Origin of the sequence: Cupriavidus sp. DB3, assembly GCF_020418465.1 — a bacterium.
Classification (GTDB): Bacteria; Pseudomonadota; Gammaproteobacteria; order Burkholderiales; family Burkholderiaceae; genus Cupriavidus; species Cupriavidus cauae.
Window position 1 is genome coordinate 147,451 of sequence record NZ_JAIZPL010000003.1, and the last position, 12,719, is coordinate 160,169.

The 12,719-nt window shown below is 66.1% G+C and carries 11 protein-coding genes; 7 read left to right on the forward strand and 4 right to left on the reverse strand.

The features are described 5' to 3' along the window. The first annotated feature begins 350 nt into the window (after positions 1–350). The 7 genes from K7G19_RS10325 (at position 351) to K7G19_RS10355 (ending at position 7,760) form a co-directional block, all read left to right on the forward strand. Entirely contained in the window at positions 351–899 is a 549-nt protein-coding gene (locus K7G19_RS10325) for a cytochrome b (RefSeq protein ID WP_149316652.1), read from the forward strand. 81 nt (positions 900–980) lie between these two features. Then, on the forward strand, positions 981–1,553 hold the full coding sequence (locus tag K7G19_RS10330) for a YceI family protein (RefSeq protein WP_149316653.1): 573 nt from the start codon (positions 981–983) through the stop codon (positions 1,551–1,553). Positions 1,554–1,679: 126 nt separating this feature from the next. After that, positions 1,680–2,270 carry a YceI family protein gene (locus K7G19_RS10335; protein WP_226107156.1) on the forward strand — a complete coding sequence of 197 codons (591 nt, stop codon included), beginning with the start codon at positions 1,680–1,682 and terminating at the stop codon, positions 2,268–2,270. Between the two features lie 565 nt (positions 2,271–2,835). Continuing rightward, positions 2,836–4,227, forward strand: coding sequence for a cyclopropane-fatty-acyl-phospholipid synthase family protein (locus K7G19_RS10340; RefSeq protein ID WP_150083391.1), 1,392 nt, complete (start codon positions 2,836–2,838; stop codon positions 4,225–4,227). 20 nt (positions 4,228–4,247) lie between these two features. After that, positions 4,248–5,579, forward strand: a complete 1,332-nt coding sequence (locus K7G19_RS10345) for a sensor histidine kinase (RefSeq protein WP_149316656.1) — start codon at positions 4,248–4,250, stop codon at positions 5,577–5,579. A gap of 28 nt (positions 5,580–5,607) precedes the next feature. Further along, complete coding sequence (locus K7G19_RS10350) at positions 5,608–6,771, forward strand: hybrid sensor histidine kinase/response regulator (RefSeq protein ID WP_187829093.1); 1,164 nt, start codon at positions 5,608–5,610, stop codon at positions 6,769–6,771. Next, positions 6,768–7,760 (forward strand): response regulator, encoded by a 993-nt coding sequence (locus K7G19_RS10355; RefSeq protein ID WP_149316657.1) that lies wholly within the window; start codon positions 6,768–6,770, stop codon positions 7,758–7,760. Before K7G19_RS10350 ends, K7G19_RS10355 begins: the two co-directional genes overlap by 4 nt. Before the next feature lie 116 nt (positions 7,761–7,876). On the opposite strand, the gene secF is transcribed toward K7G19_RS10355, so the two are convergent. The 4 genes from secF to tgt all read right to left on the reverse strand — a co-directional run bounded on the left by secF (position 7,877) and on the right by tgt (position 12,661). Beyond that, positions 7,877–8,848 carry a protein translocase subunit SecF gene (gene secF / locus K7G19_RS10360; RefSeq protein WP_149316658.1) on the reverse strand — a complete coding sequence of 324 codons (972 nt, stop codon included), beginning with the start codon at positions 8,846–8,848 and terminating at the stop codon, positions 7,877–7,879. Between the two features lie 135 nt (positions 8,849–8,983). Next, positions 8,984–10,858: a protein translocase subunit SecD gene (secD, locus tag K7G19_RS10365; RefSeq protein WP_150083390.1), complete on the reverse strand. Its 1,875-nt coding sequence runs from the start codon at positions 10,856–10,858 to the stop codon at positions 8,984–8,986. A 209-nt stretch (positions 10,859–11,067) separates the two neighbouring features. Continuing rightward, entirely contained in the window at positions 11,068–11,397 is a 330-nt protein-coding gene (yajC, locus tag K7G19_RS10370) for a preprotein translocase subunit YajC (protein ID WP_149316660.1), read from the reverse strand. A gap of 133 nt (positions 11,398–11,530) precedes the next feature. Then, a complete protein-coding gene (tgt, locus tag K7G19_RS10375) occupies positions 11,531–12,661 on the reverse strand; it encodes a tRNA guanosine(34) transglycosylase Tgt (protein ID WP_226107158.1) in 1,131 nt (376 codons plus the stop codon). Between the last annotated feature and the right edge of the window lie 58 nt (positions 12,662–12,719).

The window sequence follows — 12,719 nt, forward strand, 5'->3', positions numbered from 1 at the left end:
GTGTCGGTGGCGCACGACGATTCCTTAAAGCCGTCCCTCCGGGCGGCTTTTTCTTTGGAGCGGTGACTGGCAACTGCTCGAGAAATGGGAGCCGCTCCGGGAAAGCCGGCGGGATATCGACCACTTGCCGCCGAAACCGCTTGATCCTCGAATCGGTCAAATTTGCGGTTGCGACTTTTGCGACACACCATAATCCAACCGGTTCTGCGCCGACGTCGGGGACCGGATCTATTCAAACGCTTTGAACGACTCAATGAAGTTCCGCCTTCCCGGCGTCACTTTGCGGACGCAATAATGCGAGAATTAACAGCGTCTGCCGAAAGAATAAAGACTGAAGCCTGATTTCATCGATGCGTTCCACTACCCCAGCGCGCTATGGCGCGACCGCGATCGGCCTGCACTGGATCGTCGCTCTGCTGATTTTCGCGGCCTTCGGGCTCGGTCTTTACATGACCGACATCCCGGGCTTCACGCCGACCAAGCTCAAGCTGTACTCGTGGCACAAGTGGCTGGGCGTGACGGTGTTCGCGCTGGCGGTGCTGCGCGTGCTCTGGCGCCTGACGCATGCCGCGCCGGCGCCGGTGGCCGGCATGCCGGCCTGGCAGGCAGGCGCGGCCAAGGCCGCCCACGGGCTGCTCTATCTGCTGATCCTGGTGGTGCCGGTAACCGGCTATCTGTACAGCCTCGCCGCCGGCGTGCCCGTCGTCTATCTGGGCCTGTGGCCGCTGCCGACGCTGATCGAGCCGAACGACGCGCTGAAGGAAACGCTGAAGTTCGCCCATGTCTGGCTGAACTATCTGATGGCCGCGCTCGTCGTGCTGCATGCCGCGGCGGCGCTCAAGCACCAGTGGCTGGACCGCGACGGCACACTCGGCCGCATGCTGCCGTTCCTGCGCTGAGTCCGGCCGATCGCTGCCGCTGTTCCGCTGTTCCGCTGTTCTGCTGTTCCGCATTGACCGAATGAAACCGAGGAGTCCTCGATGAAACGTATTCCCCGTCCCGGTGCCTTGCTGCTGGCCGCGTCGCTGGCCTGCGCCGGCTTTGCCGCCAATCTCGCCGCCGCCCAGCTCGATGCCGGCAAGAGTTCGGTGACCGCGGTCGCGCGCCAGATCGGCGTGCCGATGGAAGGCAAGTTCAAGCGCTTTGCCGCCGCGGTGGACTTCGATCCGGCCAGGCTGGCCAGCTCCAGCGCCAAGGTCGAGATCGACGTGGCCAGCTTCGAGATCGGCGACGCCGCCACCACCAAGGAGGTCAAGGGCAAGGACTGGTTCGATGCCGCGCGCTTCCCCAAGGCGGTGTTCGAATCGACCGGCATCAAGCCGGCCGCCGCCGGCAAGTTCGATGTCGCCGGCAAGCTGACCATCAAGGGCAAGACCGTGGACGTGGTGGTGCCCGCGACCTATCGCCAGGAAGGCGCCAATCAGGTCTTCGAGGGCGTGCTGCCGATCAAGCGCAGCGTCTTCAATATCGGCGAGGGCGAGTGGAAGGACACCTCGGTGGTCGCCGACGAGGTCCAGATCAAGTTCCGCCTCGTCACGGCCGCCAAGTCCTGAGCCGGACGACCACCGCCCCCGGAATCGCGATCCCGCCCTGAAACCATCGTTGCGGTCACCGCCGCACCTGCCCGACGAAACCAACGGCTGAATCCAATCGCCGAACCAACGCTTACCGGAGAACCCATGAAACTGCGTACCGCCGCCGCCATCCTCGCCGCCGCTTCCGCCACCGCCTTCGCCAGCCTCGCCTCGGCGGCCGCCGTGACCTACAACCTCGATCCGACCCATACGTATCCGAGCTTCGAGGCCGATCACCTGGGCGGGCTGTCGAAGTGGCGCGGCAAGTTCGAGAAGTCCAGCGGCGTCGTCACGCTGGACCGCGCCGCCAAGACCGGCACGCTCGACATCAAGATCGATACCGCGTCGATCGACTTCGGCCACGGCAAGATGAACGAGCACGCCAAGAGCCCGGACATGTTCGACGTCCAGGCCTATCCCGAGGCGACCTACAAGGGCAAGTTCTCGAAGTTCGCCGGCGACGTGCCGACCGAGGTCGATGGCGTGCTGACGCTGCGCGGCGTGTCCAAGCCGGTCAAGCTGGAGATCCGCGAGTTCAAGTGCATGCAGCATCCGATGCTCAAGCGCGAGGCCTGCGGTGCCGACGCCTATGCCACCTTCAACCGCACCGACTTCGGCATCGACTACGGCGTCAAGATGGGCTTCAAGCCCGAGGTCAAGCTGGCGATCCAGGTCGAGGGCGTGCGCGCCGACTGAGGCTGCGGCGTCCGAACCTGCCGTTCCCGCGCAAGCGGGGTCCCGTTGAATTTCAAGGACGCCGGATTGCCGCTTGCGCGGGAACGACAGCATCGTGACACCAGTTTGTCAGCAGTTCGAGGGCCGGTTCAACCGGCCCTTTTTCATTGGCGGCAACCCTCCCGCGGTGGGGGGCCATGTGGGGTGGCTCCCCTCGTTGGGATGAGGGCCGTTGTCCACTGCAGCGAGCGCACAGTACAATCGGTCGCTGATTCGCACCTGGCGGCCCGGGAGCGAGACCGGGGGCAGGCATTGCCGGCCCGCGCTCCAGGCCGTTGCCGGCCGGCTTTCGGTCAGGCTGCTGGCCCGCATCGGCCTGTCGTTGGCCCGGCGGCAGTCCCGCAGCTTGCCCCTTCGCCGCTCACTTCCCGATCAGGATCGCAAGCGTATGCCCAACCCCTAGTTTCCGTGCATCGCCTTCGCCGAGCCGTTCGCGAGTTCCTTCGCCCATGCCGCGCCGGACCGTTCCGACCACCGTGTCGGCATGAGCCAGCCGCATCCTTCGGATTTTCCCTGGCGCAAAACCGTGTACTCCCAAACGCAAATTGATCCGGTGGTCAGCTTCCGCAACTCGCAGGGCGAGCAGGTGCGGGGCACGATCATTAATCTCCAGAGAAAATCTCTGGTGATGGAAGTCTATAACCCGTACTCGATTGTCCAGGTCAGCGAGGTATTGAGCGACCTGAGCGTCAGGATCGGGGCCAAGAACGCCTATCTTGGCAAAGCGGTGGTGATGAGCCTGGTCAATACCGGTCTCACGGCGGTGGTCTCGCTGACGCTGATCGACGAATGGCGCGAACTGAGCGACCTGCCCAACGAGCCCCGCTCGGTGGGGCGCGAGGCCGAGCTGTTCGTCAGCGACTGGGACACGCGCTTCAACATCCGCCGCGATTACCAGATCGCCGTCAACGAGATGCGCGCCTTCCTGTCCGAGGTCTCGCGCTGGGTCGAGCAGGTCGACCTGACCGAAAGCCTGCCCAAGGTCGACGGCCGCTTGCGCGCAGACGTGTTCCAGGAGCTGGCCACGCCGCTGATGGTGAAGGTCAAGTCGTACCTGGACCGGCTCGAAGGGGAGGCCGAGCGCGTCGACGTCGAGCTGGCGCCGGTGCATCGGACCTATGCGCAATCGGCGCTGCATCCGCTGCTGCTGCGCGCGCCGTTCGTCTATCGCACCTTCACCAAGCCGCTCGGCTACGCCGGCGACTACGAGATGGTGAACCAGATCCTGAGCGATCCGCAGCAGGGACCGACCACCTACTTCCAGATCGTCAATACGGCCTTCCTGAAGGCGGCGGTCGCCACCGCGCACCGCAACCGCATCGATCTGCTGGTCAACTTCCTCAGCCGGCAGGCGGACAGCGCCCGCGCGGCGGGGCGGCCGTTCCGCGTGCTGAACGTCGGCTGCGGCCCGGCCTTCGAGATCCAGCGCTTTGCGCGCGAATACGCCGAGCCGGACCGGCTGTCGTTCCAGCTGGTCGACTTCAGCGAGGAGACCCTCGAATTTACCCGCGGCTCCATCCAGCGCGCCGCCCGGGAGGCGGGACGCAGCCTGCAGGTCGAGATGGTGCACGAGTCGGTGCACGAGCTGCTCAAGCGGCGTATCGCGGTCGAGGATCCTTCGGTGCGCGAGTTCGATGCGGTCTATTGCGCCGGCCTGTTCGACTATCTGTCCGACAAGGTCTGCGCCCGTCTGCTGAGCCATTTCGCCGCGCGCACGCGCCCGGGCGGGCGGGTGCTGGTCACCAACGTCCATTCGAACAATCCCGAGCGATACGGGATGGAACATCTGCTCGAGTGGTACCTGATCTATCGCGACGAACCAAAGATGCTGAGCCTGCTGCCCGAGCAGTCGACCGACCACGAGGTCTATGTCGATGCCACGGGCGTCAACGTGTTCGCTGAAGCCACCATCTCCTGAGGCGGCGCCGCCGATCTGCCATGACTGTCAACCGACTCTACGCCGGATACCAGGCCGAACTGGCCGACTTTCGCCTGGCGTTCAGCCGCGGCGGGGCCTACACCGCCATCGTGCTGGTGCTGCTCGGCATGGGTCTCGACTACGGCCAGTACCCGGAGTGGCAGGGACCCTTCGCGGTCGCGCGCATCGTCGTCTCGATGCTGATCGCCGGCATCGTCGTGGTGCTGTACAGCCAGCACGGGCGCAGGCTGGCGCCATGGCTGACGCTGTCGTGGCTGTTGCTGCCGCAGCTGATGATCGCGTGGATGATCTGGGAGACCGATGGCGTCGCCTCGCCGTACTACGTCGGCCTGAACCTGGCGATCTTCGCCTCGGGTATCGCGCTGCCGTTCGGCCTGTGGCAGAACGTGGTGTTCGGCGGGCTGTCGTACCTTTGCTATCTGGTGGCCTGCCTGCTGCATCCGGACGGCCTGCATCCGGTCGGCACCTTCCTGGTCAACTCGCTGTTCGTGCTGTTTGCCGGCGCGGCCAGCGCGGTCTACACCTACTTCAACGAGAAGGGCCGCTTCCAGCTGTTCCGGCTGAAGGAAGAACTGGCCAACAAGAACGACGAGCTCGCCCGCATCAACGAGAATCTGGCGCAGATCAAGGGCCAGCTGCTGCAGCAGGAGAAGATGGCCGCGGTCGGTACGCTGGCCGCGGGGCTGCTGCACGAGGTCAACAACCCGGTCAATTTCTGCCTGATGGCGATCGAGATCGCGCTGGAGGAACCGCAGGCCAAGGAGAGCGCCTCGCTGCAGGAATGCCTGATCGACGCCCGGCAAGGGATGCAGCGGATCCAGCATATCGTCTCGGACCTGAAGATCTTTGCCTATCGGCAACCCGGCGCCGAGGTCGAGGGCCGCCCCTTCCTGTTCGAGAAGGCGCTCGACTCGGCCAGCCGGCTGACCGCGCACGAACTGCGCGGCGTGCGGATGACGCGCGAGCTGCCGCCGGACACGCTGGTGTTCGGCGACGAGGCCGCCATCATCGGCGTGCTGATCAACCTGTTCTCGAACGCCGCGCTGGCGATGCGCAAGGCCGGCACGCCGGCACCGGCGATCCATACCACCGTGGTGTGGAAGGACGGCCGGCTGCACGTCAACGTACGCGACAACGGCCCGGGCATCCCCAGCGAGAATCTCGCGCGCGTGTTCGAGCCCTTCTTCACCACGCGCGAGGTCGGCCAGGGCCTGGGCCTGGGCCTGTCGATCAGCTATGCGGTGATCGAGCGGCATGGCGGCGTGCTGTTCGCCGAAAGCGAACTGGGCCAGTGGGCCGCGTTCAGCTTCGATCTGCCGCGGGCGGAATGAGCGCGCCATGACGGAACAGCGGACAGACATGCGGACAGAGCCGCGGACCGAACTGCGGACCGATTTGCGCCAGCCGCGGCTGACCGTGCTCTACGTCGACGACGAGGAGATGGCCTGCAAGTATTTCGCCCGCGCGGCCGGCGCGGAGTACGAAGTGCTGCTCGCCCAGGGCGCGGACCAGGCCATCGAGATGCTGCGCAACGACAGCGGCCGCACCGCGGTGCTGGTCACCGACTTCCGCATGCCGGGGCGCAACGGCGCCGATCTGCTGCGGCAGGTCGCCGCCGAGTATCCGCAGATCGTGCGGATCCTGGTGACGGCCTACGCCGACAAGGACATGCTGCTGCAGACCGTCAACAGCGGCGAGGTATTTCGCATCCTCGAGAAGCCGCTCGGCCTGCAGGCGGTGCGGGATGTGCTGGCCCTCGCGCGGGAGCGTCATCGCGAACGGCAGTCGCGGCACCAGCGGCTGACCGCGATCGACGAGACGCTGGCTTTCCTCGCGCACGAACTTAACACCCCGCTGGCGGCTATCGCGAATTTCGCCCGCGGTGTTGAAAGCCGCAGCAGCGCCGAATACGATCCGCAGCGCCAGGCCGAGATCGGCCAGGCGGCCGCGGTGATGCACAGCAATGCGCAGTACTGCCTGGCGGTGATTTCGTCGTTCCTGCAGTCGGTGCGCGGCAATGGCGAACGGCCGCTGACCAGCGAGAACGATCGCGACATCACCGCAGGCAGCCTGATCATGGCGCTGCTCGACAGCTATCCGTTCACCGGGCCGCAGCGCAACTGGGTCGAGGTCGAACTGCACGGCGACTTCATCGTCCATACGCTGCCGAACTGCGTGTCGCTGGTGCTGTCGTCGCTGCTGAACAATGGCTTGCGGGCGCTGACCGATGTCCCCAAGCCGTCGCTGCGCTTCCGTGTCGTGGCGCAGCCCGACCCCGTGATCTGCATCAGCGACAACGGTCCAGGCATTCCGCCCGACGTGATGGAGCGCCTGCTGGTCGATCCGGTCACCACGCATGCCGCCGCCGGCGGAAATGGCCTCGGCATGATTTTCTGCAACCGCGTCATGCAGTCGTTCGGCGGCGGCATCCGGATCGAATCGATTCCGGGCGCCGGCACCACCGTGACGCTGGAATTCCCTCAGACGAAGAATCGAATGCACAGCAATAGGAGCGGTCAATGAACGAACCGAACGACAACCAGGCATCGCCTCCCGCGATTCTGTTCGTCGACGACGAGGCCACCGCGGTCAAGTATTTCCAGAGGGCGATCGGCGGGCTGGCGCCCGTGGTCACCGGCGGTTCGGTCGAGGAGGGCAAGGCGCTGCTCGAAGCCCATGGCGACACGCTGGCCGTGCTGGTCTCCGACCAGCGCATGCCGGGCGAATACGGCAACGAGCTGCTGCGCCATGCGCGCGAGCACTATCCGCATATCGTCCGCATCCTGACCACCGCGTATTCCGAGCTCGAGTCGACCGTGCAGGCGGTCAACGAAGGGCAGATCCACCGCTATATCAAGAAGCCGTGGGACATTACCGCGCTGCGCATGGAGCTCAAGCAGGCGCTGGAGATCGCCGGCCTGCGCCGCGAACGCGACCAGCTGGTGCGCGAGAAGCTGAGCGTGATCCAGCGCCAGACGCTGGCGGGGCGTATCGGCATGGTGCGTGCACTGTGCGCCAGCCTGATCGGTCCGGAGCGCTTCCAGCCGGTCGAGACCTATCTGGCGGCGGCCGTGATGGCCGGTGCCAAGGGGCCGGAGCCCGACTGGGCCAGGATGGACTACGCCGACCTGATCGGTGCCGAAAGCCAGCGCAGCGGCGCCTTCGGCCATGCGGTGGCGAGCCGGCTGGCACAACTGCGCAGCGCGCATGACGCCGCGGCGGGTGCCGACGCGCTGGCGGTGATCGCGCAGCAGCTGGGCGAGGCGGTGCGCCGCGATGGTGACGCGCTGGTGTGGCTGTCGTTGCCGGTGCTGTCCGAATTCCTCGGCGCGCCGGTAGGCACCGCGGTGTCGGACCAGCACGCAGCGTGGTTTGCCGCGCTGCTGTGGCTCGATCGCAGCGGCAATGCGCTGCAGATGCTGCGCGACGGCAATACCATCGTCTCGCGCCTGGCGCCGGCATCGACGCAGTTCGGCGCCGACCGGCTGGCGATCTGGATCGAGCAGTTCTGACCGAACCTGACAGCATCTGAAGGAAGCCGGTTCGCTTCCTTCCGCCGGGAGCGGGGCAATGAAAAACGGGGCCTGGGCCCCGTTTTTTTTACGCCTGCTTTCTGGCTAGCGGCACGTCATGCCTGCGCGCCGTAGTTCGGATCGTCGCGGTCGGCCCCGCCGGCCTTCTTTTCGCCCTTGATCAGGTCCTCGCGCTTGACGCCCAGCCACATGGCCAGCGCCGCGGCGACGAACACCGACGAATAGATGCCGAACAGGATGCCCACCGTCAGCGCCAGCGCGAAGTAGTGCAGCGTCGGGCCGCCGAAGAAGAACATCGACAGCACCATCATCTCGGTCGAGCCGTGCGTGATGATGGTTCGCGAGATGGTGCTGGTGATCGCGTTGTCGATGACCTCGTGGGTATTCATCTTGCGGAACTTGCGGAAGTTCTCGCGGATCCGGTCGAAGATCACCACCGACTCGTTGACCGAATAGCCGAGCACCGCCAGCACCGCCGCCAGCACCGACAGCGAGAATTCCCACTGGAAGAAGGCGAAGAAGCCCAGGATGATCACGATGTCGTGCAGGTTGGCGATGATGCCCGCCACCGCGAACTTCCATTCGAAGCGGATCGACAGGTAGATCACGATGCCGGCGATCACGCACAGCAGCGCCAGCAGGCCGTCGGTGGCCAGCTCCTTGCCGACCTGCGGGCCGACGAATTCGACGCGCTGCAGGTTGGCGTCGGGCGAGACCGCCTTGAGCGCGCCCATCACCTGCTCGCTCTGCTGTGCCGAGCTGACCGGCTTGCCGTCGGCGCCCTTCTGCAGCGGCAGGCGGATCATCACGTCGCGCGAGGTGCCGAAGTTCTGCACCTGCACGTCGGTGTAGCCGAGCTTGCCGACCTGGCCGCGGATCCGTTCCAGGTCGGCGGGTTGCTGGTAGCTGACCTCCATCACCGTGCCGCCGGTGAATTCGATCGACAGGTGCAGGCCCTTCTGCCAGAGGAAAAAGACGGCGGCGAAGAACGTCACGAAGGAGATCACGTTGAAGATCAACGCGTGCTTCATGAACGGAATGTCGCGCCGGATGCGGAAGAATTCCATGGTGAATCCTGTATCTGCTGCAGCGTGCTGCGTTCGGGTGTTTCGTTCGAGGGTATCGTGCGAAGGTGACGTTCGAGTCTGGCCTTCAGGCCGGAGCCGCGGGGCAGGGCCCCGCCGCGCTCACGCTCATTGCCCTCACTTGTTGGCCACGGTGCCCTTGTTGTCCGGGCCGGGCTTCCAGATCTGGCCGATCGACACGCTCTGCAGCTTCTTCTTGCGGCCGTACCAGAGGTTGACCAGGCCGCGGTTGAAGAACACCGCCGAGAACACCGACGTCAGGATGCCCAGGCAGTGCACCACCGCGAAGCCGCGCACCGGGCCCGAACCGAAGGCCAGCAGCGCCAGGCCGGCGATCAGCGTGGTCACGTTCGAGTCCAGGATCGTGGCCCAGGCGCGGTCGAAGCCGACCGCGATCGCCATCTGCGGCGACGCCCCCGCGCGCAGTTCCTCGCGGATGCGCTCGTTGATCAGCACGTTGGCGTCGATCGCCATGCCCAGCACCAGCGCGATGGCCGCGATGCCGGGCAGCGTCAGCGTGGCCTGCAGCATCGACAGCACCGCGATCAGCAGCAGCAGGTTGACGCCCAGCGCGATCACCGAGAACACGCCGAACAGCAGGTAGTACAGCACCATGAAGACGGCGATCGCGGCAAAGCCGTAGGCCACCGAGTCGAAGCCCTTCTCGATGTTGTCGGCGCCCAGCGACGGGCCGATGGTGCGTTCCTCGATGATGTCCATCGGCGCGGCCAGCGAGCCGGCGCGCAGCAGCAGCGCGAGGTCGTTGGCGGCCTCGGTCGAGTACGAGCCGGTGATCTGGAAGCTCGAGCCCAGTTCGGACTGGATCGTCGCCACCGTCAGCACTTCACCCTTGCCCTTCTCGAACAGCACGATGCCCATCGGCTTGCCGATGTTCTCGCGCGAGACGTCGCGCAGCACGCGGCCGCCCTGGGCGTCGAGCTTGATGTTGACCGAGGGGCGCTGGTTCTGGTCGAAGCCGGCCGACGCGCTTTCGATGCGGTCCCCGGTGAAGATCACCTGCTTCTTCAGCACCACCGGGGCGCCGTTGCCGTGCAGGAACAGCTCGCTGCCGAACGGGATCGGATCGCCCTGGCGCGGGGCGCGCGGTGCGTCCGGATCGACCAGGCGGGCCTCCAGCGTGGCGGTGCGGCCGATGATGTCCTTGGCCTTGGCGGTGTCCTGCACGCCCGGCAGCTGCACCACGATGCGCTCCGCGCCTTGCTGCTGGATCACCGGCTCGGCCACGCCCAGTTCATTGACGCGGTTGTGCAGCGTGGTGATGTTCTGCTTCACGGCGGCGTCCTGCACCGCGCGGCGCGCCACCTCGGTGAAGGTGCCGACCACGTTGTTGCCGTCCATCGCGAAGGTCAGGTCCGGCAGGCTGTCGGCCAGCACGCCGCGCGCGCGGGTGGCGTCCTCGGGGTTGTTGAAGCGCACCGTCACGCGGTCGCCGTTGCGGTCCACGCCGCCGTGGCGGATGCCCTTGTCGCGCAGCACGGTGCGCGCGTCGCCGGCCAGGCTGTCCAGCTTTTTGTCTACCGCGCCCTTCATGTCGACCTGCAGCAGGAAGTGCACGCCGCCGCGCAGGTCCAGGCCCAGGTACATCGGCAGCGCATGCAGCGAGGTCAGCCACTTCGGCGAGCCGGACAGCAGGTTCAGCGCGACCACATAGGTCGGATCGTTGGGATCGGGATTGAGCGCGCGCGACAGCACGTCCTTGGCGCGCAGCTGCTCGTCGGTGGTGCGGAAGCGCGCCTTGACCGAGCCGGACTGTCCCGACACGTCATAGAACACGCCGTCGGGCTGCAAGCCGTTCTGCGCCAGCACCTGCTCGATCTGCTTCTGCATCGCCAGATCGACCTTGACGGTGGCCTTGCCCGACGAGACCTGCACCGCAGGCGCCTCGCCGAAGAAGTTGGGCAGCGTATAGATGATGCCGATGGCAAGCGCCACCAGGATCACGAGGTATTTCCAAAGCGGATAGCGATTCATCTTCGGCCAGTCTTTCTACGGTCTTTCTACGGCCGGCGCAGCGCGCGGACGGGAATCCGCGGGCGTATCGCGCAGGCAACCGGTTGGCAAACAGCCGCCTGGCCCGACCGGAGACTTCCCGGGGCGGGGCCAGGCGGCTGTGCGGGCACGCTATTGGCGGCGTGCCGGAACCTTGCGGCGGACCCGCAAGGCCTGAGAGAGCGAGGGGCTCAGAGCGCCTTCAGCGAACCCTTCGGCAGCACCGCGGTGACGGCGTTCTTCTGCACCGTGATCTCGGTGCCTTCGGCGATTTCCAGCGTCACATACTGCTCGTTGACCTTGGTGACCCGGCCCAGGATGCCGCCGGCGGTGACGACTTCGTCGTTCTTGGCCAGCGCTTCCAGCATCGCCTTGGCTTCCTTCTGCCGCTTCATCTGCGGGCGGATCATGATGAACCACAGCACCGCGAACATCAGGATGATCGGCAGGAAACTCATCAGGCCACCCGCCGCGCCGCCGGCCCCGCCGGCGGTCTGGGCAAATGCGTTCGAAATCAGCACGTTGCTTCTCCGTCACAAAATTGATTCAAGGAATCGGGCATTCTATCACCCGGTTCGGCCCGTTCAGCGGCTTGCGTCGCCTTGCCGGGCCCGCCCGTCGCGGGCTGCCGGCGGCAGGGCGGCAGGGGCCGTCTTACTGCGTGCCGCGCGCCCGGTCGGCGGCGAACTGGCGGCGGAAGGCGTCGAAGCGGTGCTGCTCGATCGCCTCGCGGATTTCGCGCATCAGCTGCAGGTAGTAATACAGATTGTGGATCGTATTGAGCCGCGCGCCCAGAATTTCTCCGACCCGGTGCAGATGGTGCAGATAGGCCCGCGAGAAATTGCGGCAGGTGTAGCAGGCGCAGCTTTCGTCCAGCGGCCGCGGGTCGTTGCGGTGCGCCGCGTTCTTGATCTTGACGTCGCCGAAGCGGGTAAACAGCCAGCCGTTGCGGGCATTGCGGGTCGGCATCACGCAGTCGAACATGTCGACGCCGGAGGCCACGCCCGCCACCAGGTCCTCCGGCGTGCCGACGCCCATCAGATAGTGCGGCTTGTCCGCCGGCAGCCTCGGGCCGACGTGTTCGAGCACCCGCATCATGTCTTCCTTGGGCTCGCCGACCGACAGGCCGCCGATCGCCAGGCCATGGAAGCCGAGCTCCGACAGCCCGGCCAGCGATTCGTCGCGCAGGTCCTCGAACATGCCGCCCTGGACGATGCCGAACAGCGCGTTCGGGTTGGCCAGCCGCTCGAACTCGTCGCGCGAGCGCTTGGCCCAGCGCAGGCTCATGCGCATCGAGCGCGCGGCCTCCTCGTGCGTGGCCGGGCGGCCCTCGATCTCGTACGGCGTGCATTCGTCGAACTGCATCACGATGTCCGAGTTCAGCGTGCGCTGGATCTGCATCGAGATCTCGGGCGACAGGAACAGCTTGTCGCCGTTGACCGGCGAGGCGAAGGTCACGCCTTCCTCGGTGATCTTGCGCAGCTCGCCCAGCGAGAACACCTGGAAGCCGCCCGAATCGGTCAGGATCGGCTTGTCCCAGCCAATGAAGCGGTGCAGGCCCTGGTGGGTGTCGATGACCTCCAGCCCGGGCCGCAGCCACAGATGGAAGGTATTGCCCAGGATGATCTGCGCGCCGATTTCGTTGAGCTCCAGCGGCGACATCGCCTTGACCGAGCCATAGGTGCCGACCGGCATGAAGATCGGCGTCTCGACCACGCCGTGGTTCAGGGTGACGCGGCCGCGGCGGGCGTTGCCGTCGGTGGTGAGCAGTTCGAATTCGAGCATGGCGTAGGGGTGGCGGAGATTCGGTGGGTCGGGGCGTGCCGGGGCAGCGCGCGGGCGG

Bases quoted from the DNA above. Each gene is read 5' to 3' on its own strand.
- secD (WP_150083390.1), bottom strand. From the start codon at position 10,858: ATGAATCGCTATCCGCTTTGGAAATACCTCGTGATCCTGGTGGCGCTT.
- K7G19_RS10345 (WP_149316656.1), top strand. From the start codon at position 4,248: ATGACTGTCAACCGACTCTACGCCGGATACCAGGCCGAACTGGCCGAC.
- K7G19_RS10355 (WP_149316657.1), top strand. From the start codon at position 6,768: ATGAACGAACCGAACGACAACCAGGCATCGCCTCCCGCGATTCTGTTC.
- K7G19_RS10335 (WP_226107156.1), top strand. From the start codon at position 1,680: ATGAAACTGCGTACCGCCGCCGCCATCCTCGCCGCCGCTTCCGCCACC.
- K7G19_RS10325 (WP_149316652.1), top strand. From the start codon at position 351: ATGCGTTCCACTACCCCAGCGCGCTATGGCGCGACCGCGATCGGCCTG.
- tgt (WP_226107158.1), bottom strand. From the start codon at position 12,661: ATGCTCGAATTCGAACTGCTCACCACCGACGGCAACGCCCGCCGCGGC.
- K7G19_RS10330 (WP_149316653.1), top strand. From the start codon at position 981: ATGAAACGTATTCCCCGTCCCGGTGCCTTGCTGCTGGCCGCGTCGCTG.
- secF (WP_149316658.1), bottom strand. From the start codon at position 8,848: ATGGAATTCTTCCGCATCCGGCGCGACATTCCGTTCATGAAGCACGCG.
- K7G19_RS10350 (WP_187829093.1), top strand. From the start codon at position 5,608: ATGCGGACAGAGCCGCGGACCGAACTGCGGACCGATTTGCGCCAGCCG.